This window comes from Pseudarthrobacter sp. R1 (assembly GCF_024494415.1).
Classification (GTDB): Bacteria; Actinomycetota; Actinomycetes; order Actinomycetales; family Micrococcaceae; genus Arthrobacter.
Map to the genome: position 1 here is coordinate 136,709 of NZ_JAMKFI010000011.1, position 20,180 is coordinate 156,888.

The window sequence follows — 20,180 nt, forward strand, 5'->3', positions numbered from 1 at the left end:
CTAGTCGTCATTGTTCCCGCTGTTGTTCCCGTTCCCGTTGCCATTGCCGTTGCTGCTCGGCTCGGGGGCGGGCTGTGGAGCTGCCGGCGCTGGGGCTGCCGGCGCCTGGGTGGCCCTCGGCGCGGTGGTTGCGGGAGTCCGCGTATTGGTTCCGCCGCCGCCGTTCAGCAGGTTGCTGGGCGGCGCGGGGAAGGGCTCCGTGCCGTAGGCGGGCGCGATCCGGGACATGAAGTTGGAGAACATGGGCCCGGCGATCATGTAACCGTCAATGCCCTGGTAGAACTTCCCGTTGACGGTGATGTTCTGGCCGGAGCGGTCCTGGGCGCCCAGGGCGTCACCGAACCAGGCAGCGGTGGCGAGGCCGGTGGTGTGGCCAACAACCCAGGTGGAACCGTTGTTGTTGGACGTACCGGTCTTGGCGCCGATCGGGAAGCTGGTGCGGGTGGAGATCCGGGGCTGGATCAACGAGCCCGAACCGCGGTTGAGGACTTCCTGCAGGGCGTAGTTCACGCCGCGGGCAACCTCGGGCTTGACCGCATCCCGGCAGTTGGTGGACTGTGCCGGAAGCTGCGCACCGGTCTGGTCCGTGACGGAGGTTATGGCGATGGCCTCGCAGTACTTTCCGTCATTGGCGAACGTCGCGAAGGCACTGGCCATGGTCAGCGGGGCGGTCTGCGTGGAACCCAGCAGGTTGCCCAGCGTTGACATGTTGATCTTGGGATTCGGTTCGCCGTCAGCCGGAAGCCCGCCATGGAGTCCCGTTGCGTCAACGATCTTTTGGATTCCGCAGAAGTCCAGTTGGGCGGCGGAGGCGAAAGTCACGGTATTGATGGAGTTGTAGAGGCCCTCAAGTACGGACAGGGGCCGGTACCACTGCGGCTCGGCGTTCTGCAGGTCGTCGGCCGCGCCGAGTGCCTTCTGGGCGGTGTTGTAGGCGCCGGTGACCTGGCCACAGGTGTTGCGCCACGGGAAGTTCAGCGGGTAGCGGCGCTGGGCTGCGTTCACCACGGTGTTCATGGACTTGCCCTCGTTCAGCCACTCGGCAAAGGTGAACGGCTTCATCGTGGAGCCGGGCTGTGCACCGCCCAGGCCGTTGAGGTCGTTGCCGTCCTTGTCCAGCTTGTCCACGTTGAAGTTCACCTGCGAGTCGAAGGACCCTTCGGCCGGCAGGAACGTGGTGTTCTGGGCCATCGAGACAATCTTGCCGGTGTTCGGCTGCACCGAAACCATTGCCGCGCCCCACTTGTCCGGGTTGGCGCCGGCAGAGGCATTGACCTGCTCCTGCGCCGCTGCCTGTGCCTTCGGATCAAGCGTGGTGGTGATGGTCAGGCCGCCGCCGTAAATAAGGCGTTGCCGCTCTGCAAGATCCGCTCCGTAGGCCGGGTTGTTCTCCAGCAAGTGGAGGGCATAGTCACAGAAGTACGGGGCGGTTGAAGCGTAGGCGCAGCCCTGCTTGGGCTGCGTCACCTTGGTCTCCACCGGAGTGGCGACGGCGGCATCGTAATCAGCCTGGGTGATTTTGCCCTGGTTGAGCATCAGGGTCAGAACCAGGTCGCGGCGCTGCTTGGCGTTCTCCGGGTTGCTGATGGGGTCGAACGCGGACGGGCTGTTGACCAGGCCGGCCAGCAGTGCGGCCTGGGGGAGCGTGAGGTCCTTGGCGGAGGTGCTGAAGAAGAAGCGGGATGCGGCTTCGATGCCGTACGCGTCGCGGTTGAAGAAGACGATGTTCAGGTAGCCCTCAAGGATTTGCTCCTTGCTGAACTCCTTCTCCAGGGCGATGGCCAGCTTCATTTCCCGGAGTTTGTCGCCCACACCCTTGTTGACGCCATTGAGCTTGATGTCCTCGTCCCGGCCTTCGGCGGCGAGATTGGAGTTGAGGACGTTGTTCACATACTGCTGCGTGATGGTGGACGCACCCTGCCGGTTACCGCGGGCAGTGCTGACCAGCGCACGCAGGATACCTGTGGTGTCCACGCCGCCGTGCTCATAAAAACGGCTGTCCTCGACTGCGATGACTGCTTCCTTCACGAACGGCGAAATCTGGTCCAGGGCAACCTTGGTACGGTTCTCCTTGTAGACGCTGGCGATCTCGCTGCCGTCCGCTGCGAGGATGCGGGTGGTCTGGTTGGGCGGATCGACCTTCAGCTCCGCCGGAAGGGTGTCGAAGAACTCGATCGAACCGCTGGCCGCGCTGCCTGAGACGGCTGCCGCGGGGACCAGCAGGCCTGCTACCAGGACACCGCAAATTGCACTCACGCCAAGGAAGACTAGGATCTTTCCGAGGGTGGTGGCAGTGTCGAATAATGGGTTCTTACGAGTCGCCATGTTTTCCACTTTACCGGCAAGGACTAGTCTTTCTCTCATGACCAAATGGGAGTACGCCACGATTCCGCTCATTATTCACGCCACAAAGCAGATTTTGGACCAGTGGGGAGACGACGGCTGGGAGCTCGTCCAGGTAGTCCCCGGACCCGAAGGAAACGGCCTGGTTGCCTACCTGAAGCGGGAGAAGCAGTAGCATGAGCGCCTCCGCAGAAGCCCCGATCGGCACCGCTGCCGCACCGATCTCAGCTGTTGAGCAGCGCCTTGCCGAGTTGGGAATCTCACTTCCTGAGGTTGCCGCGCCGGTCGCCTCCTACGTCCCCGCCGTGATTTCCGGCAACCACGTGTACACCTCCGGACAGCTGCCCTTCGTCAACGGCAAACTCGAAGCCACCGGAAAGGTTTCCGTCGGCACCGAAGGCTTTGCGGATGAGCCCACGGTTTCCCCTGAGGACGCACAGCGGTTCGCCGCAATATGCGCCGTCAACGCCCTCGCCGCCGTCAAGAGCGTCATCGGGGACCTGGACCGGATCACGCGCATCGTCAAGGTTGTGGGTTTCGTCTCATCTGACCCCTCCTTTACGGGACAGCCCGGCGTGATCAACGGTGCGTCGGAACTGCTGGGCCGCGTACTGGGTGACGCCGGCCAGCACGCCCGTTCCGCCGTCGGCGTTTCTGTACTGCCGCTCGACTCTCCGGTAGAGGTCGAACTGATCGCCGAATTCAGCTAGGACCGGTCCTTCCCTTGCCTCAGCTCGCCCGACGCCTGTTTGCACTACCCCAGGATCTTGAAGGGGCAGCGCAGAGCTGGCTCGAACACGGCGAACGGACCCCGCGGGCCGCGCGCCTCGCTTCCTCCGTTGTCCTGCTGCGTGATTCCCCCACCGGCCTGGAAACGTGGCTGGCCTACCGGCCCGGTTCCTCGCCGCTGGGGGTCCTCGCGTTCCCCGGCGGTTCCCTGGACGCTGCCGACGACGATCCCGTCGGCTGGCTGGGCCCCTCACCCCAGCATTGGGCTGAGCAGATGGGAACGGACGACGTCGGGCTGGCGCGGCGCCACGTGGTGGGCGCCATCCGGGAACTCTTTGAGGAAACCGGTGTGCTGCTTGCCGGCGCCGACATGGCGAGTACGGTCGAGGCCACGTCCACGCCGGAATTCATGCGCGCCCGCCTTGCCGTTGCCGAACAGGAAAAGACCTTCCCGGAGGTTCTGGCCAAGCGCGGGCTGTCTGTCCGGACCGACCTGCTGAAGTCCCTCGTGAACTGGCGCAGCCCCGACTTCGCCCACCGCAGGTTCGACACCCGCTACTTCGCAGCCACCGTGCCCCTGAACCAGCAGCCCACACTGCTGGAAGGCAAGGGTGTGTGGGGCAGGTGGGTGAACGCTGCTGATCTCATCGCCAAACGTGACACCACAGCCCTCGGCGACGAGGTGGGCCAGGAAAACACCGTGGGCCGTACCCTCGGCGAGCTCTTGGTGCCCGGGTCCGAGATCATGCTCGAAAAGATGGCGGCTGCGAACGGCTGCATTGCGTACCTCAGCTATAAACGCAAAGCCCATGTGTACCAGCCGCAGCTCGTGGAAGAGGACGGCAGGCTGCTGCTCGAAGTGGAAGCTGCGAAAACCGTCGCGGGGGACCCCCAGCGCGAACGCTAAATCCGGCGGAGCGTGGAGTACGGGCGGCTCGGAAGGTTCCCGGCGGTCCAAGGCCGAACAGGCGGTTCCAGCGGAATCTGGCCCCGGCCGTCCTTGATCACCAGGACCACCGTGCCGATCACCGCGGCAAGGGAAGCCAGGCCCAACAGGATCAAAACAACAGCCATAGCCACGGACATCGCCAAGCACCTCTAGGCCTCATTTTACCGCGGTTCAGGCCCGAGGAGCCGTGGTTCCGCCCGGCTGTCCGGAGCCCACACAGGTCCAACGCCCCATCACTTCCCGCAGGTTCTGGGCCGACGCTCTCTCACTTACCGCGGGTTTTGGGCCGACGCTCTCTCACTAAACGCAAAAGGCCGCCCCTCGGCGCTCCATCACCTTTCCGCAGCATGAACCGACGCTCTCTCACTTTCCGCGGGTTTTGGGCCGACGCTCTCTCACTTTCCGCGGGTTTTGAGCTGACGCGCCATCACTTTCCGTAGCCGACGGAGGGCTGACTGGAGGACGGCGGTAGGTGATGAAGGGTTGCTGGGAGGCTGCGGTAGGTGATGGGGCGTTGGGATGGGAGGCTGCGGTAGGTGATGGAGGGTTGCTGGGAGGCTGCAGTAGGTGATGGGGCATTGGGTGGGAGGCTGCGGGATGTGATGGGGCGTTCCGGGGTTAAACGCAAAAGGCCGCCCCTCGGGGCGGCCTTTGTGCTGCTGGGACTAGCGGGAGCGCTGGCGGAGGCGCTGCATGTCCAGGATGACGACGGCACGGGCTTCGAGGCGCAGCCAGCCGCGCTGGACGAATTCGGCCAGGGCCTTGTTGACGGTCTCGCGGGAAGCTCCAACGAGCTGGGCCAGTTCTTCCTGGGTGAGCTCATGGGCCACCAGGACGCCGTCGGTAGCGGGGCGGCCGAAGCGGTCCGCGAGGTCCAGGAGGGCCTTGGCGACGCGGCCGGGAACGTCGGAGAACACCAGGTCAGACAGGGAATCGTTGGTGCGGCGCAGCCGGCGGGCAAGTGCCTGCAGGAGCTGTGCGGAAACCTCGGGACGGGTGCGCAACAGGTTGTTCAGGCTTTCATTCTTCAGCCCCGCCAGGCGGGTTTCGGAGACCGCGGTGGCCGTGGCCGTGCGCGGGCTGGGATCAAACAGGGCCATTTCGCCGAAGAGTTCACCCGGGCCGAGGATGGCAAGGAGGGACTCCCGACCGTCGGGGGAAGTACGCCCAAGCTTTACCTTGCCGGAAACGATGAAGTAGAGCTGGTCGCCCTGGTCGCCCTCACGGAAAACCGAAGCACCGCGGGAAAGGTCCACCTCGGTCAGCTCGTCCGTCAGCAGACGGAATGCGTCGTCGTCGAGCGTGGCGAAAAGGGGTGCTCGGCGCAGTACCTCGATGTCCATAAAATCTCCTGAATAAAAGTGTCGGCTGTGGCGCTTGTGCCATTGTTTCAGAATTTTCAAGGTTCTGTGACGAACTTGGCAGCCAAAACGCCCGAACGGCGGGTGCGGTGGGCGCAGGGAACCCACAGAAGATTGTCAGCGTACGCCACTAGAATGAGGTTTCAACTGTTGATAAGGAGCCTTAGTGGTCGGCTTGACTGTCCTGGACCTGGTCCTGATCCTGGCGCTGCTGTCCTACCTGATCTACGGTCTGCGCAACGGCTTCCTCGTAACAGTTGGCGGTATTGCCGGATTCGCTGCAGGAGCCGCGGCAGCATTCTTCGCGGTCCCCCTTGTGAGCGGCTTCGTTGAGGACTCCGGGTGGAGGCTGACCGCCATTGTGGCCGCCGCCGTCGCGCTGGTGGTTCTGGGGCACGGCCTCGGAACCATGATCGGCCGCCAAGTCCGCGGCGCAGTGCGGATTCGGCCCCTCCGGGCCGTTGACCGGCTGGTGGGCGGCGCCGTCAACGTGGTGGTCTCCGCGCTGGTGATGTCCATGTTGGCCTTCAGCGTCAGCTCCCTCGGCGTGCCCTTCGTTTCCCAGCAGCTGGCCGGATCCAGGGTCATCCGTTTCATCGACGGCCTGACGCCGGACCCCTTAAAAGCCACCATGGCCCAGTTGCGCTCAACAGTCATCGGCAACGGCATTCCCACTTTGATTGAGGGCCTGGAACAGGGCCCGACAGTGCCTGTGCCGAACGCCAGTACCGACACCCCGGCCCTGAACAGGGCGGCACAATCAGTCCTGAGGATTGCCGGCACGGCATACCAGTGCGGCCAGAACCAGACCGGCACCGGCTTCGTTGTTTCCGAAGACAGGGTGGTAACGAATGCGCACGTAGTGGCGGGCGTGTCGCAGCCCGTCGTGGAGATGCACGACGGCGGCGCGATGCCCGGCCGGGTGGTCTACTTTGATACCCGGCGCGATCTCGCGGTGCTGGCGGTCGATGACCTGCCTGCCCAGCCGCTGGCACTGAGCGCGGACCTGCCCAGTGGCAGCCCGGCCGCGTTCGCAGGTTACCCGCATGGCGGCCCCTTCCAGTCCCGCCCCGCCACCGTCCAGGACATCACTACGGTGCTGGTGCCGGACATCTACGGCAGCAATCCCTCGCCGGAAGAGATCTACCGGCTTGCTGGAAACGTCCAGCCGGGCAACTCCGGCGGGCCGCTGCTGACCACCGACGGCCAGGTGGCTGGAGTGATCTTCGCCAAGGCGACGTCGGACGCAAAGATGGGATTCGCCATCACCATGGACGACCTCAACCCGGTCGCGGCGCAGGCGCCGTCGTTGACTGCCCCCGTTTCCTCGGGGCAGTGCATCCAGAAGTAGCAGCCCCTCGAGAAGCAGCAGCGCCTCCGGCACGGGTCGCAGCGGAAAAATTTACAGGACCTCAGCCAGGTAGTCGATGGCCAGTTTGTAACCGAATACGCCTGCGCCCACGATTACCGCGGAGCACACCGGCGACAGGAACGAGTGATGCCTGAATTCTTCGCGCTGGTGCACATTGGTGATGTGTACTTCGACCGCCGGGAGCTGCACGGCGGCAAGGGCATCCCGCAGGGCAACGGACGTGTGCGTGAAGGCGCCGGCGTTGAGGACAATGCCGACGGCGTTTCCACGGGCGGCGTGGATCGTGTCCAACAGGACGCCCTCGTGGTTTGACTGAACACACTCGGTCACGAACCCGTGCGCCTGGGCAGTCCGGGCGGCAAGTTCCTCAACGTCAGCCAGGGTGGACGTGCCGTACTTTTCGGGTTCGCGGGTGCCCAGCAGGTTCAGGTTGGGCCCATTGATTACCAGGATGGTGCCGCGGCTGGTTAATGAAGAGGGTTCGGTCATGCGTGCAAATCTATCGCCTGTCCAGGGCTGCCACGCATTCTTTACCGTTCCCGTCAGCGACGAAGACTGCCCCGGCGTTCCCGCAGCCCGAAAGAACGGGGAAACGCCGGGGCAGCCTTCATGTGGCCAGAGGGCTACAGCGCGGTGAAACGAAGCAGCAGTGCGTGCTCGGGGTTGAGGATGGGCATGGGCACGCCCACCTCGGCGAGGAAACGGCCGTTCGCCACTGCCCCGCCGGCCAGCCAGGCCGGGGGCTGGACCTGCGTGAAGGCGTGCGCGTAGTCGCTGTCACCGGGAACCGGGGAGATGGCCTCCATCCGGTAGGTCCGGTCCGGTTCAAGGCCGGGGATGGTGACCTTGCCGGGCTGCTCGGCAAACGCGGTGCGTGTGCTGACCAGGGCGAACAGCGCCGCCGTCGTGCCTGCCTGGGGTGGCTCTGCGGAGACCGCACCGTGCAGCATCAGCGACTCGTCCGGCACGTCCGCGCGGACCATCCGTCCACTGTGGATGAGGTCCCGGTGTTCCTTGTACAGCGCGATGAACCGTTTGAGTTCCTCCCGCTCGGCACCAGTGACCTGCCGGACATCCCACTCCATGCCGAAGTGCCCGAAGAGGGCCGTGATGGCACGGAAGGACAGGTCGTGCGTGCGGGCTGTGGTGTGCGAGGTGGTGGGGCCGATGTGCCCGCCCACCAGCTCCGGTGGAACCACCAGCCCGGTCCAGCGCTGGATGCTCTGCCGCTCCAGGGCGTCGTTGCAGTCCGAGGCCCAGATCCGGTCCGTCCGCTCCAAAATTCCCAGGTCCACGCGGGCACCCCCGGAGGAGCAGCTTTCAATTTCGACGCCGGGATGAGACTTCTTCAGCTCGTCAAACAGGCGGTAGGCGGCAAGGGTCTGCTCGTGCACGGAGGAGCGTCCTCCGTGGCCATGCTCCAGGAGGTCCCGGTTCTGGTCCCATTTGAGGTAGCTGATGTTGTTTTCGGTCAGGAGGGCAGCAATGCGGTCGTAGATGTACTGCCAGGCTTCGGGGTTGACCAGGTCGATGATGTGCTGGTTCCGCCACTCCAGCGGCAGGCGTCCGCCGTCCTTGTGGGAGAGGGCGGCTGGACCCACGATCCACTCGGGGTGCGCGCGGGCAACGTCCGAGTCGAGGTTGACCATCTCGGGCTCCACCCACAGGCCGAATTCCATGCCCCGCGACGTAACGGCGTCGATCAATGGAGCCAGGCCGTTGGGCCACAGGGACTCGTCCACGTACCAGTCGCCCAGGCCGGCGTGGTCGTCGCGGCGCCCGCGGAACCAGCCGTCGTCGAGGACAAAGCGTTCGACGCCGAGCTCCGCGGCAGAGTCTGCGAGCTCGATCAGCGTGGACAGGTTGTGGTCGAAGTAGACGGCTTCCCAGGTGTTCAGCACCACCGGGCGCGGCTTGCCGCCGCCGGCAGAGGGAAGGACGTGGTGGGGGCGGGACCGGAACCAGCTGTAGAAGGCCTCGCTGATGCCGTCCAGGCCACGATCGGAGTAGGCGGCAAACAGGGAGGGCGTGGTGTACGTGCCCTGCGGCTCGAGGATGACTTCGGCCGGTCCCAGGAGTTCCGACCCGCCGATCATGGTGCGGCCGTCGCCAAGAGTGTCGGTGAACTGCTCGTGGTTTCCGCTCCACGCCAAGTGGGTGGCCCAGACTTTGCCGTGGCGGTTCCCGAAGCGGGCAGTGCCGGCGGCCAGCAGGAGCGACGAATCGTGCCCGGTGCGGCCGTGGCGGCCGGTCCGCACCCAGGTGCCCTGCTGGATGGCCCGGCGCTGCGGGTGGTTTTCCCTGCACCAGCGCCCGGTCAGGTCAAGGAGTTCGACGGCGTCCGGGGCCACCGGGAGGACCGTCGCCAGTTCGTCCAGCTGGTAAGGGGTGGTGCCGTCATTGGTGACGGTGTGCCGCAGTTCCAGCAGGCCGCCGTCGTGCAGTGCCAGGGTGGATTCGACGGACAGCCCGGCCTCCGGATCGGCCTGGCTGATGATGGCCGTGTTGCCCTCGGTGCGCGCTGCCACCGCCCGGAGACGCGGGGAGAAGTCAAGGCCGGAGACGCCGTCGGCAATGCGGTGGCCGCGGAGGCCGGGACGGCCGCGCCAGCTGGAGGACGCCTGCGGCAACAGGCCGGCGGGGACGGTGGCGTCAATGGCGGAGTGGGGGACCGGCTCGCCCAGGATGGCAAGGTCCGGCAGGGTGCTGCCAAGATCCGCGCCCCAGTGGATGATCTCGGCCTCCCCGCTGTCGAAGCTGATCACCAGGCTGGTGCCGGCGGAACGGAGGTGGAGGGGGTCCATAGGATCTCTTTCGGTGCTCAAGGGGTGCGTCCGGTGACGCGGAACGGGTAGCTCGCAGGGGAAAAGGGATGGGCCGGATGCCGCCGCCGCGAGGAGAAGACGGCGGCATCCAGTGCGGTGGGCTGCGACCACATACGCAGCCACGGCTGGGAGTGCCTTTGCGGCAGGGGCCTACTTGAAGAGGGCGTTGACCTGTTCGTTGGCCTGGGTCAGGGAACTGGCGGGGGCCTTGCCGGAGACGACGGCGTCCATGGCTGGCTCCATGATGCCCTTGACCTTGGCAGTGTTGTCCGTGATCGGGTAGAGGAACGTGGTCTTGTTCTTGACGTGCTCGGTAAACGCGGTGACGTCCACACCCTTGGCCTTGAAAGCTTCGGCGGCCTTGTCCGAGGACGTTTTGAGCGCGGGGAAGACAACGGCCTTGGAGGCTACGACGTCCTGGCAGCCAGCCGAGGCGAGGTACTCCACCCACTTGATGGCTGCGTCCTTCTTCTCGGTGCCGGCCCAGATGGAATCGGCCAGGCCGTTGAACATTGACGCGCGTTCGCCTTCCGGGCCCACCGGGGTGGGGGCAATGCCGACTTCGATGCCCTTGTAGCCGGTGTACTGGCCGATCATCCAGGAGCCGTGGGCGTTGATCGCGGACTTGCCGGCGGCAAAGGTATCGGCCATGGCCGCACCAACGGTGGTCTCCAGCTTGGGCATGTAACCCTTGTCAGCAAGCCCCGCGAACCAATCCATGCTGGCCTGGAATTTGGGGTCGTCGTAGTTGTACTGGGTGCCCCACGGGTTCTTGTCCGTGTGGGACCAGCCGGTGGTGTTGGTGAGGTAGCTCCATTCAGTCTGGCCGGAGGAGTCGCCGCCGCCGTTCAGGCCCAGGCCGTAGACCTCAACGTTGTTCTTGTCGAAGCCGGGTTCGTCGCCGCGCTTGCCGTTCTTGTCCACGGTGAGGTGCGCGATGACCTTCTCGTAGCTGCCGCCGTCCTGCGGGTTCCAGGTCAGGTCCTTCATCTGGTCCTCGGTGATGCCGGCGCCGGCGAGCATCGCCTTGTTGTAGAACAGGCCAATGGTGTCCCAGTCCTTGGGCAGTCCGTAGCGCTTGCCGTCCTGGCCCACCCAGAGATCGGCCAGGCCCTCGTTGTAGCCGGCCAGGTCCACATTGTCCTTTTCGACGGCGTCGTCGATGGGCAGCAGCTGCTTGTTTTCCGCCAGTTCGCCGTAGCGTCCGAGGTGGTTGGTGAAGACGTCGGGCGCGGTGCCGCCGATGAAACCGTTGGTGAGGGTGCTCCAGTAGTCGTCCCAGCCGCGCTGGGTGATCTTGACCGTGATGTCCGGATTGGCCTTTGTGAAATCGTCAGCGCACTGCTGGTAGGCGGGGAGCTGGTTGGCGTCCCAGAGCCAGTAGCTGATTTCGCCCTTGGCGGCTTCTTCGGAGGAGGATCCGCTGCAGGCGGACAGGGAGAGCGCGACGGCTGCGGCGACGGCAACGGCGCCGAGGGATTTCTTCATGGTTCTACTTTCCGTTCGGGAATGGGATGGGGAGTACAGGGGTGATGAGGGGCGGGGTGCTTATTTGATGCCGGAGAAGCCGATGGAGTTGACGATCTTCTTGCCGAAGGCGGCGAAGAGGATCAGCACCGGCAGGGCCGAGATGAGGGTTGCTGCCATCAGGCCGGACCAGTCCGGCGCTCCCTGCGGGGACTGCGACTTGAAGACGCCCAGCCCCACCTGGAGTACGCGGACGTCGTCCTGGGATCCGACCAGCAGGGGCCAGAAGTATTCGTTCCACTGGCCGATGAAGGTAAGCAGCGCGAGCGTGGCAAGGGGTGCTGCGGCGTTGGGAAGGATGATCTGGAAGAAGATGCGCAGGTGCTTGGCGCCGTCAAGCATGGCTGCCTCTTCGACCTCGCGGGACATGTTCAGGAAGAACTGGCGCAGGAAGAAGATGGCGAACGGGGTCATAAACACGTACGGCAGGACCATGCCGAGCATCGTGTTGAGCAGGTCCAGGTTCTTGATCAGCAGGAAGTTGGGCAGGGCCGTGAAGATCGGCGGGACCAGCATGGTGCCCAGGAACAGGCTGAACACTAGGTTGCGGCCCTTCCAGCGCAGGCGGGCAAAGGCATAGGCAGCCATCGCGCTGAAGAACACGGCCCCGGCAGTGGTAATGGAGGAGAAAATGATGGAGTTCCGCAGGTAGAGCCAGAAATCGATGGCGGCACCGGAGCCGCCTTCTGCGACGGCATCGGCCGGGCTCTGCAGCCCGAACACCCGCATAAAGGCCCCAAAGGTGAATTCCGCGGGAAGCAGGCTTGCTGAATTCGAAGCAAGCGCCGAGTTCGTTGACAACGCCGTGCGCAGCACCCAGAGGAACGGGAGGACAGAGACGGCAATTGCGAGGACCAGGAGGGCCCAGGCACCCGCGCGGCGGGGGTTGAAGGGACGACGACGGCGGGTTGCGGCCGGCAGCGGTGCGCGGCTCGTGGTGGTGGTCATGCGGGGGCTCCTAGTCCAGGTCCGACTCGTTGCCCTTGAGGAACTTCATCTGGATGAAGGCCACCAGGGCGAGGATGAGGAAGAGAATGACGGCGATGGCAGATCCGTAGCCGAAGTCCGACTCGGTGAAGGCACGCTGGTAGATGTAGTACTGGATGACGCGGGTGGCGTTAACCGGTCCGCCGCCCGTGGTAACTGAAACGGTGTCGAAGACCTGGAATGAGCCGATGACCGTGACCACAAGGACGAGGACCAGCACCGGCCGCAGCAGTGGAATAGTGATTTTGCGGAAGGTCTGGAACGGCGAAGCACCGTCAAGTTTGGCTACTTCATAGAGGTGGCCGGGGATGGCCTGCATGCCGGCGAAGATGAGCAGGGCGGTGTAGCCCATGTGGCGCCAGGTGTTGATCAGGGCCTGGGTGGGGATGGCCCACTCCTCACTTCCGAAGAACGCGACACGGGGGAGGCCGGCCCATTCGATGAACTGGTTCACCACGCCGATCTGATAGTCGAGCATCCAGAACCAGAGCAGTGCCGCGATGACGTTCGACATCATCCAGGGCAGCAGGAGGGCGCCGCGGATAAGGGTGGACTTCGCCACCTTGTGCATCAGCAGGGCCAGGCCCAGGGCCAGGGCAGTCTGGACGACGATGTTGATGAAGACGTACTGCCCCGTGACAGCCAGGGAATTCCAGAACAGTGGATCCTTGGCAATCGCCGTGTAGTTGTCCAGGCCGATCCATTCCGGTTCACCGAGGATGCTGTACTCCGTGAAGCTGAGGTAGAGGCCCCGGATGGTCGGCACGACATAGAAAACAATGAACCCGATCATTGCCGGGGCAATGAAGAGCAGTGCGATCTTAAGGTCTCCCAAACGGCGGTGGCTGCCCTGCGGTTTGGGGGAGGACGCCGAAGCGGGCGAAGCTGATCTCGAGTGTTTGGCAAGGGTGGTCATCTTCGACCCTTTCCTGACTGTGATGGGGGTAACAACTGAAAAAGAATCTACACGAGTAGAAAGGGGGTGGCAAGAACTTTTTCTTCACCCTCTGCTACTACTGTCATCCATTCGGTTGCGCTGTTGACTCGAGTAGATTGTCCTGCAACACTGGCGTCGTGAGGGACAGCGCTTGCCCGGCGCCCCTCCTTACCTCTACGGAAGGCAAACAATGACGTTCTCAATCGGCGTAGTAGGCGCCGGCCAATTCGGCAGCCAGTTCGCCCACCTCTTCAATCTGCACCCAGGCGTCGGCGCCGTGCATGTAGTGGACGACGTGCCGGAACGCGCCACAGAGACAGTGGACCGCTATCACCTGGCCGGATCAAAGGCGAGCTTTGAGGACCTGCTTGCCTCCGACGTCGACGCCGTGGCCATCTTCACCCAGCGATGGACCCACGGTCCCTTGGTGGAGCAGGCGCTGCGGGCAGGAAAGCACGTCTACTCGGCCGTTCCCATGGCAATCTCCGAGGAGGAAATTGCCCGCATCATCGAAGCTGTCCGGGACACCGGCCTGGTGTACATGATGGGGGAGACCAGCTACTACAACCCCGCCACGGTATACGCGCGAAAGCAGCATGCCGCCGGAAAGTTCGGCAGGATCTTCTACACCGAGGGCGATTACGTCCACGACATGGACCTGGGTTTCTACGAGGCGTACCAGTACAGCGGAGGTGACCGCTGGAAGGAAACCGCGAGCTACCCGCCCATGCTGTATCCCACCCATGCCGTGGGCGGAGTACTGGGTGCGGTTCCCGCCCATGCCGTCAGCGTCAGCTGCGTCGGGGTCAAGGACGACCGCAACGACGGCGTGTTCGACAGGGACGTCAGCATGTTCGGCAACGACTTCTCCAATGCCACGGCATTGTTTGAACTGAACGACGGCGGCGTGATGCGCACCAACGAGATGCGCCGCGTGGGCTACCCCTCACACATCCGCGAATCCCGGTTCCGGTTCTTCGGGACCGAGGGAAGCTTCGAACAGCTGGCGAAAGTCACCGTCTGGCAGGACAAAGCGAATGTCCACGACATTTCGGAGCAGCTGGAAACCCATCCCAGTATTTCCCTGGATGACCCATCGCTGGCAAACGTGGCACCAGAGCTGCGGGATGCCTTCGTTTCCGGCCTGGCCCCGGTTCATGATCCCGAGCGGCTTCCGGAGGAATTTCGCGGCGCACCCAACGGCCATGAAGGAAGCCACCACTTCCTCGTGGACGACTTCGTGACCGCCGTCAACAACGGCACGCTTCCGCCCGTGAACGCCTGGGTGGCCGCCCGTTTCACCCTCCCGGGGATCGTGGCCCACCAGTCGGCCCTCCAAGGCGGCGCGCGGCTTCCCATCCGTGACTTCGGCGATGCGCCGGGTACCTGTACCTAACATGGACAGCATGACTACTCCGGCCGTGCAGGCTGCCCGAGGCGGCCCGGTGACCCGCAAGGACGTGGCGAGATACGCCGGCGTCAGCACCGCCGTCGTCAGCTACGTTGTCAACGGCGGGCCCAAGAAGGTGGCACCGGCCACTGAAGCCAAGGTCCAGGACGCCATCCGCGTCCTGGGCTACCGCCCCAACGCGGCGGCACGCGCGCTGAAGCTGGGCTCCAGTGAGACGCTGGGGCTTGTGGTCCCGGATATCTCCAACCCCTTCTTTTCGCTGTTCTCCCACGCCGTGGAGGATGCCGCGGCAGCCCTGGGCTACGCCCTGGTGCTCAGCAACTCCGACGGAAACCTGGCGAAGGAGCGGCGCAACATCCGCAACCTTGCCGCCCGGCAGGTGGACGGCGTGCTGCTGGCCAGTGTCCTTTTTGAACCCGACCTGGAGGTCCTGGAAACGGCAGACATCCCGTCGGTCCTGCTGAACCAGGAACGGGATGCGCCCGGCTTCAACAGCATTGGCGTGGATCTGGCAGCCGGCGCCCGGATCGCGGTGGAGCACCTGATTGGCCATGGACACAAAAACATCGGCCTGGCCATGGGTACCAACGTTTCCGGCACCACCGACGGCCGTGAGGTGGGCTGGCGGGAAGCCTTGCAGGAAGCCGGCTTGCCGGAGGGGCCGATTGTGTACAGCGCATTTACGCGGCCCGGCGGTTATGTTGCCGGCCAGCGGCTGCTGGCGTCGGTGAACCGGCCCACAGCCATTTTCGCCACGTCGGATATGCAGGCTATCGGCCTGTTGCGGGCGGTCCATGAAGCAGGATTGGACGTTCCGCGGGATATCGCCGTGGCTTCCTTTGACGGTTCCGCCGAGTCCGAATACTCATGGCCTCCGTTGACCACGGTGGAACAGCCGGTTGCCGTGATGGCGGAGGCAGCGGTGGCGGCGCTGGTGGGAGCCAGCCGTGGGGAGAAACCCCGGCACCGGATTTTCGACACGACCCTGCATGTCAGGCAATCCTGCGGCTGCAGGTAGCGGCTGCTACTGAAGGACGTGCTACTGGAGGCCGGCGAGCCGCAGCCGGCCCACCCGCTCCTGGAGGATGCGCTGTGCCTCGGCACCAAGACCGGGATCGCTGATGACCTCGTCCACTTCCTCCAGCGAGGCGATGGAACTGATGCCCAGCAGTCCCCATTTGGTGTGGTCGGCCAGCACTACGGTTTTGCGCGCGGCTGCCACGAAGGCGCGGTCCGTCTCGGCTTCCAGCAGGTTCGGTGTGGTGAACCCTGCTGCGGCATCCATGCCGTGAACGCCAAGGAACAACACGTCCAGGTGCAGTTGCTTCAGCGCTGCTGTGGCGATGGGACCCACCAAAGCGTCCGACGGCGTGCGCTCGCCGCCGATCAGGATCACCGTGGAGGCGAAGCGGGCGGAACCGGCGGATGCGCCGTGATGGAACAGGTCGGCGATGCGCACCGAATTGGTGACAACAGTGATCCGGGGGCCGTTCGTGAGTTCCTTGGCCAGCGCCCAGGTGGTGGTTCCCGCACTGAGGCCCACGGCCATGCCTTCCTGTACCAGACCGGCAGCCTCCACTGCAATGGCCCGTTTCTCGTCGGTCAGCTGGGTGGACTTGAGGTCGAAGCCCGGCTCATGCGTACTGGTGTCGCCCGGAATCTTCGCGCCGCCGTGGATACGCTCGAGGCGGCCGCCTTCCTCCAGCACTTCGATGTCGCGCCGCACTGTCATGAGGGATACCCCCAGCTGGTGGGCCAGATCCGAGACCCGGACAACCCGTTCGCGCTGAAGGGCATCCAAAATAGCCTGGTGACGTGCGACGGCGAGCATCTGGGCGGTTCCTTCGGGGCAGGGGGCAGGGCTGCTCTCAGCATACGGCGACGGCGCCGCCCACCCAGGTGGCCGGCGCCGTCGTCGTTACCTATTTCCTAAGTGACGCCGCGATCTGCTGCATGATTGTCGGGTCTGAGAGGGTGGTGGCATCGCCTGGGTCGCGGCCTTCCGCGACGTCCTTGAGCAGGCGGCGCATGATTTTGCCGGACCGGGTCTTGGGCAGTTCCGGTACCACCAGGATGGCCTTGGGCTTGGCGATGGGACCGATCTCCTTGCCGACGTGGTTGCGGAGTTCCTGGACGGTGTCATGGCCGGAATCCACCGCGTCGCCGCGAAGGATGACGAACGCGACGACGGCCTGGCCGGTGGTCTCGTCCGCTGCACCCACGACGGCGGCTTCAGCCACCGCGGGGTGGGATACCAGGGCGGACTCGATTTCCGTGGTGGAGAGCCGGTGCCCGGAGACGTTCATGACGTCATCCACGCGGCCCAGGAGCCAGATGTCGCCGTCCTCGTCCTTCTTGGCGCCGTCCCCGGCGAAGTACATGTTTTCGAAGCGGGACCAGTAGGTGTCCTTGAACCGTTCCGGGTCGCCCCAGATGCCGCGCAGCATGGCCGGCCACGGTTCGCGGATCACCAGGAAGCCGCCGTGTCCGTCGGGCACGGATTCGCCCATCTCGTCCACCACGTCCACGGCGATGCCGGGCAGCGGGACCTGCGCGGAGCCGGGCTTGGTTGCCGTGACTCCGGGCAGCGGGGCGATCATCTGCGCGCCGGTTTCGGTCTGCCACCAGGCTGCCACAATGGGCGTGCGGTCCCCGCCGATGACCTTCCGGTACCACATCCAGGCCTCGGGGTTGATGGGTTCCCCCACGGAACCGAGGACGCGGAGGGAGGACAGGTCGTACTTGTCCGGGATCTCCCGGCCCCACTTCATGAACGTCCGGATGGCTGTGGGGGCGGTGTAGAGGATGGAGACCTTGTACTTCTCCACGATCTCCCACCAGCGGCCCTGGTGCGGGGAATCCGGGGTGCCCTCGTACATCACCTGGGTGGCGCCGTTGATGAGCGGGGCGTAGGCGACGTAGGAGTGGCCGGTGACCCAGCCGACGTCGGCCGTGCACCAGTACACGTCCGTGTCCGGGTGCAGGTCGAAGACTGCCTTGTGCGTGTACGCGGTCTGGGTGAGGTACCCGCCGGTGGTGTGCAGGATGCCCTTAGGCCGTCCGGTGGTGCCGGAGGTGTAGAGGATAAACAGCGGGTGCTCGGAATCGTGCCCCACGGCCGTGTGTTCGGTGGAGGCGGCCTCCACGGTGTCGGCCCACCAGTGGTCCCGGCCCTCGTGCCAGTCCACGTCCTGGCCGTTGCGCTTGACCACCACGACGTTCTGTACCGTGTGCCCGTCGTTGGCAAGAGCCTCGTCAACGGCTGTTTTGAGGGCGCTGGGCTTGCCGCGGCGGTAGGTGCCGTCCGCGGTTACCACAAGTTTGGCCTCGGCGTCCTCGATCCTGGAGCGCAGCGCGTCGGCGGAGAAGCCGCCGAACACCACGGAGTGCACCGCGCCGATCCGGGCGCAGGCTAGCAGCGTGATGACGGCTTCGGGGATCATCGGCAGGTACACGGCAACGCGGTCGCCCTTGACGACGCCGAGGGATTCGAAGGCGTTGGCTGCCTTCTTCACCTCTTCAGTCAGCTGGGCGTAGGTGTAGGTACGCGTGTCGCCGGGTTCGCCCTCGAAGTAGATGGCCACCCGGTCGCCGCGTCCGTTCTCAACATGCCGGTCCAGGGCGTTGTAGGCGGCGTTGACTTCCCCGCCCACGAACCACTTCGCGAACGGAGGGTTGGACCAGTCAAGCGCCTGGTCAAAGTCCTTGCTCCAGGTCAGCAACTCCCGCGCCTGCCGGGCCCAGAACGCGGGACGGTCAGCGGCAGCTTCTTCATACTCCGCGGCGGTGACCACGGCGTCAGCAGCAAATTCGGGGGACGGTGGAAACGCCCTGGTTTCGTGCAGCAGGTTTTCAAAGGCATCGCCCTGCTGGCCGCCCTGCCCGGAGCTTGCGGGCGCGGTGGCGGTGGAGCTTGGAGTGTCCTGGGACATGTGAACCTCATCATTCATCGATCTTTGCTGCGCGGAGATCCGCTGCCGGCCGGGCTCCGCCGCCTGCACGACGTCGGGCACCGGCTGGTCACGGATCTTCCGCAAAGAGCTGTTCCGGAATCAAGACTAATGCGTGGGGGCAGCGGATGTGTGCGGTGTCACAGACCAGCCCGCGAACGGCATTTATTAAGCGATGAATGGTTCCACGCGCAGTCCCCGGCGACCGCCCGGCGGCATGGCCAGCTAGTGATCAGTAAGGCTGTTGACTAGGCTGAGATGGGATTGTGACTTCACTGCGGACCGTCGTTCCCGGGCTCGGCAAGAGCTTGGGAACGACGGAACCGCTGTACGACGGCACGGTTTCGGGCCACAGCCCCGGTGCCGCCACGCTAAGGAGAACAGAATGAACCAGCAGAGTTTCGGCCAGAAAACCGGCCCCGACACAGAGGCAGGCTCGGGGGCCGCCACCGCTTCGGCCCCCACCGCTTCGGCCGCCGGTGCAGACCGGCAGGCCGCTACCGGAGCCAAGGGCCGGAATGGCACCGAGGCCGTGCTCGGTCCGTTCACCATCCGGGACCTGGCCGTGTTTGCCGCCACCGTCATCCTGTTCGTCGCTTCGCTGCTTCCCTTGTTCGGCGGCCGCTACAACCTCTGGAACCTGAACAACCTCTTCTTCCTGGGGCTGGGGATCGTTCTGCCATTGGCGGTGAGCGCACTCTTCGCCGCGCGGAGGCTGGCGCCGGGTACGAAGATCAGGATCGGTTCGCTGTCCATCGACCAGTTCGCGTCCGTGGTGGCTTCGTTCGCCGTCGCCTTCTTTTTCCTGTCCGTGGCAGGGGCCTACGTTCCCAGCCTCATGGTGGGCCTGATTGGCGCAGTAGTGCTTTTCGCCGTGACCGTCCTGGGCCGGTTCCTTCCGTACATCTCCCCGGATTTCCAGGACCGTGCGGAGATCCCCGCGCATGTGGTGGCCCGTGAAGCTGCCGTTCCCGTACGGAAGCCGCGGGCGCCCAAACCGCCGAAGGCCGAGTCCGGCGCGGCAGACTCCCGCCGCCCGGAGTCCGCTTCCGCTTCCAAGCCCGGGGTCGGGAAGGTGCTGGGCGCTGCCGGCGGCAAGCTGTTTGGCGGTGCCGGGGCCGGATCTTCCGCAGTCCAGACCGGAGCCTCCCAGCAGCCGCCGGCGACAGCCGCGGTTCCTTCGGCAGCTGCATCCCATTCACCCGCCACGGCTGCTGTCCCCGCCGCTGGCGTTACTGCGGCCGGCGGGCCAGCAGCAAACGGCTCCGTTTCCACCGCCCCTGAAGTTTCCGACCGTGCTCCGGAAGGTGATGCCGGCCCGCCAACCCAGGCCGCCGACGTCGTACGCCCCGCCTCTACGCCCGCCGCAGAGGAGACGCAGTTCGGAGATGTGCCCGTGAAGGGCGGCGGAGCCAACGGTTCATCCGCCACGGCGCATCACGACGGCGATGCCCCCGCCGGCTCTGCGGCCCGGGCTACCTGGGAGCCGCCCGCAGCGACGGCAGTGCATCAGCAGGTCCGGGCGGAGGAGCCGATCGGGGCAACAGTGGACCCGGCCAGCCGGCCGGAGGAATCAGAGGAACAGCCCATCCACGAGGCTTTTTGGTTTGCTGTGGCCCAGCACCGGACCGCCTTCGATCCCCGCACCGGGGCGCCGGCCTTCGTCATTGAGCCGGGAGGCTGGGTGCTTGCCCTCGAGGACCGCGGCCATGAGTTCCTGGTCCAGCACACCGACGGGCGGCTGGGCGTGCTGCGCGACCTCAGCAATATCGAGCGCGGCTAACGCATG

18 protein-coding genes are annotated in these 20,180 nt (G+C 65.1%); 8 read left to right on the top strand and 10 right to left on the bottom strand.

The window, feature by feature from the left end; genetic code table 11:
- Positions 1-2,325 carry a transglycosylase domain-containing protein gene (locus M8J71_RS21620; protein WP_256249908.1) on the bottom strand — a complete coding sequence of 775 codons (2,325 nt, stop codon included), beginning with the start codon at positions 2,323-2,325 and terminating at the stop codon, positions 1-3.
- A gap of 37 nt (positions 2,326-2,362) precedes the next feature.
- On the opposite strand from M8J71_RS21620, the gene M8J71_RS21625 reads away from it, so the two are divergent.
- The 3 genes from M8J71_RS21625 to M8J71_RS21635 are packed head-to-tail and all read left to right on the top strand — an operon-like array spanning position 2,363 to position 3,979.
- Complete coding sequence (locus M8J71_RS21625) at positions 2,363-2,518, top strand: DUF4177 domain-containing protein (RefSeq protein ID WP_144671455.1); 156 nt, start codon at positions 2,363-2,365, stop codon at positions 2,516-2,518.
- 1 nt (position 2,519) lies between these two features.
- Entirely contained in the window at positions 2,520-3,053 is a 534-nt protein-coding gene (locus M8J71_RS21630) for a RidA family protein (protein ID WP_256249909.1), read from the top strand.
- A gap of 14 nt (positions 3,054-3,067) precedes the next feature.
- Positions 3,068-3,979: an NUDIX hydrolase gene (locus M8J71_RS21635; RefSeq protein ID WP_256249910.1), complete on the top strand. Its 912-nt coding sequence runs from the start codon at positions 3,068-3,070 to the stop codon at positions 3,977-3,979.
- Here M8J71_RS21635 and M8J71_RS21640 read toward each other — a convergent pair.
- A complete protein-coding gene (locus tag M8J71_RS21640; RefSeq protein ID WP_240341920.1) occupies positions 3,976-4,158 on the bottom strand; it encodes a hypothetical protein in 183 nt (60 codons plus the stop codon). The two genes, M8J71_RS21635 and M8J71_RS21640, sit on opposite strands and share 4 nt — an antisense overlap.
- A gap of 528 nt (positions 4,159-4,686) precedes the next feature.
- Positions 4,687-5,364, bottom strand: a complete 678-nt coding sequence (locus tag M8J71_RS21645; protein ID WP_009359192.1) for a Crp/Fnr family transcriptional regulator — start codon at positions 5,362-5,364, stop codon at positions 4,687-4,689.
- Between the two features lie 184 nt (positions 5,365-5,548).
- Between M8J71_RS21645 and M8J71_RS21650 the strand changes: the two genes are divergently transcribed.
- On the top strand, positions 5,549-6,733 hold the full coding sequence (locus tag M8J71_RS21650; RefSeq protein WP_256249911.1) for a MarP family serine protease: 1,185 nt from the start codon (positions 5,549-5,551) through the stop codon (positions 6,731-6,733).
- A 51-nt stretch (positions 6,734-6,784) separates the two neighbouring features.
- Here the strand turns inward: M8J71_RS21650 and aroQ are convergent, their stop codons facing one another.
- The 5 genes from aroQ to M8J71_RS21675 all read right to left on the bottom strand — a co-directional run bounded on the left by aroQ (position 6,785) and on the right by M8J71_RS21675 (position 13,009).
- Positions 6,785-7,243 (bottom strand): type II 3-dehydroquinate dehydratase, encoded by a 459-nt coding sequence (gene aroQ / locus M8J71_RS21655; RefSeq protein WP_256249912.1) that lies wholly within the window; start codon positions 7,241-7,243, stop codon positions 6,785-6,787.
- A gap of 134 nt (positions 7,244-7,377) precedes the next feature.
- Positions 7,378-9,558 carry an alpha-galactosidase gene (locus tag M8J71_RS21660; RefSeq protein ID WP_256249913.1) on the bottom strand — a complete coding sequence of 727 codons (2,181 nt, stop codon included), beginning with the start codon at positions 9,556-9,558 and terminating at the stop codon, positions 7,378-7,380.
- 171 nt (positions 9,559-9,729) lie between these two features.
- Entirely contained in the window at positions 9,730-11,067 is a 1,338-nt protein-coding gene (locus tag M8J71_RS21665; protein ID WP_256249914.1) for an ABC transporter substrate-binding protein, read from the bottom strand.
- Positions 11,068-11,127: 60 nt separating this feature from the next.
- Positions 11,128-12,054 (bottom strand): carbohydrate ABC transporter permease, encoded by a 927-nt coding sequence (locus M8J71_RS21670; protein ID WP_256249915.1) that lies wholly within the window; start codon positions 12,052-12,054, stop codon positions 11,128-11,130.
- A 10-nt stretch (positions 12,055-12,064) separates the two neighbouring features.
- Complete coding sequence (locus M8J71_RS21675; RefSeq protein ID WP_256249916.1) at positions 12,065-13,009, bottom strand: carbohydrate ABC transporter permease; 945 nt, start codon at positions 13,007-13,009, stop codon at positions 12,065-12,067.
- Between the two features lie 211 nt (positions 13,010-13,220).
- On the opposite strand from M8J71_RS21675, the gene M8J71_RS21680 reads away from it, so the two are divergent.
- Both M8J71_RS21680 and M8J71_RS21685 read left to right on the top strand, forming a co-directional pair.
- Positions 13,221-14,426, top strand: a complete 1,206-nt coding sequence (locus M8J71_RS21680; protein ID WP_256249917.1) for a Gfo/Idh/MocA family protein — start codon at positions 13,221-13,223, stop codon at positions 14,424-14,426.
- A 10-nt stretch (positions 14,427-14,436) separates the two neighbouring features.
- A complete protein-coding gene (locus M8J71_RS21685; RefSeq protein ID WP_256249918.1) occupies positions 14,437-15,459 on the top strand; it encodes a LacI family DNA-binding transcriptional regulator in 1,023 nt (340 codons plus the stop codon).
- Between the two features lie 21 nt (positions 15,460-15,480).
- Here M8J71_RS21685 and M8J71_RS21690 read toward each other — a convergent pair whose 3' ends face one another.
- A complete protein-coding gene (locus M8J71_RS21690; RefSeq protein ID WP_256249919.1) occupies positions 15,481-16,272 on the bottom strand; it encodes a DeoR/GlpR family DNA-binding transcription regulator in 792 nt (263 codons plus the stop codon).
- A 91-nt stretch (positions 16,273-16,363) separates the two neighbouring features.
- Positions 16,364-18,373 carry an acetate--CoA ligase gene (acs, locus tag M8J71_RS21695; protein WP_256250098.1) on the bottom strand — a complete coding sequence of 670 codons (2,010 nt, stop codon included), beginning with the start codon at positions 18,371-18,373 and terminating at the stop codon, positions 16,364-16,366.
- Positions 18,374-18,657: 284 nt separating this feature from the next.
- Here acs and M8J71_RS21700 point away from each other — a divergent pair, with 284 nt between their 5' ends.
- Entirely contained in the window at positions 18,658-18,780 is a 123-nt protein-coding gene (locus M8J71_RS21700) for a hypothetical protein (protein ID WP_256249920.1), read from the top strand.
- Complete coding sequence (locus M8J71_RS21705) at positions 18,777-20,174, top strand: hypothetical protein (RefSeq protein ID WP_256249921.1); 1,398 nt, start codon at positions 18,777-18,779, stop codon at positions 20,172-20,174. Before M8J71_RS21700 ends, M8J71_RS21705 begins: the two co-directional genes overlap by 4 nt.
- The last annotated feature ends 6 nt before the right edge of the window (positions 20,175-20,180 follow it).

What these genes read in the sequence shown, in the direction of transcription:
- M8J71_RS21620 (WP_256249908.1), bottom strand. Translation starts at nt 2,325, where the DNA reads ATGGCGACTCGTAAGAACCCATTATTCGACACTGCCACCACCCTCGGA.
- M8J71_RS21625 (WP_144671455.1), top strand. Translation starts at nt 2,363, where the DNA reads ATGACCAAATGGGAGTACGCCACGATTCCGCTCATTATTCACGCCACA.
- M8J71_RS21630 (WP_256249909.1), top strand. Translation starts at nt 2,520, where the DNA reads ATGAGCGCCTCCGCAGAAGCCCCGATCGGCACCGCTGCCGCACCGATC.
- M8J71_RS21640 (WP_240341920.1), bottom strand. Translation starts at nt 4,158, where the DNA reads ATGTCCGTGGCTATGGCTGTTGTTTTGATCCTGTTGGGCCTGGCTTCC.
- M8J71_RS21645 (WP_009359192.1), bottom strand. Translation starts at nt 5,364, where the DNA reads ATGGACATCGAGGTACTGCGCCGAGCACCCCTTTTCGCCACGCTCGAC.
- aroQ (WP_256249912.1), bottom strand. Translation starts at nt 7,243, where the DNA reads ATGACCGAACCCTCTTCATTAACCAGCCGCGGCACCATCCTGGTAATC.
- M8J71_RS21660 (WP_256249913.1), bottom strand. Translation starts at nt 9,558, where the DNA reads ATGGACCCCCTCCACCTCCGTTCCGCCGGCACCAGCCTGGTGATCAGC.
- M8J71_RS21665 (WP_256249914.1), bottom strand. Translation starts at nt 11,067, where the DNA reads ATGAAGAAATCCCTCGGCGCCGTTGCCGTCGCCGCAGCCGTCGCGCTC.
- M8J71_RS21670 (WP_256249915.1), bottom strand. Translation starts at nt 12,054, where the DNA reads ATGACCACCACCACGAGCCGCGCACCGCTGCCGGCCGCAACCCGCCGT.
- M8J71_RS21675 (WP_256249916.1), bottom strand. Translation starts at nt 13,009, where the DNA reads ATGACCACCCTTGCCAAACACTCGAGATCAGCTTCGCCCGCTTCGGCG.
- M8J71_RS21680 (WP_256249917.1), top strand. Translation starts at nt 13,221, where the DNA reads ATGACGTTCTCAATCGGCGTAGTAGGCGCCGGCCAATTCGGCAGCCAG.
- M8J71_RS21685 (WP_256249918.1), top strand. Translation starts at nt 14,437, where the DNA reads ATGACTACTCCGGCCGTGCAGGCTGCCCGAGGCGGCCCGGTGACCCGC.
- M8J71_RS21690 (WP_256249919.1), bottom strand. Translation starts at nt 16,272, where the DNA reads ATGCTCGCCGTCGCACGTCACCAGGCTATTTTGGATGCCCTTCAGCGC.
- acs (WP_256250098.1), bottom strand. Translation starts at nt 18,373, where the DNA reads ATGTCCCAGGACACTCCAAGCTCCACCGCCACCGCGCCCGCAAGCTCC.
- M8J71_RS21705 (WP_256249921.1), top strand. Translation starts at nt 18,777, where the DNA reads ATGAACCAGCAGAGTTTCGGCCAGAAAACCGGCCCCGACACAGAGGCA.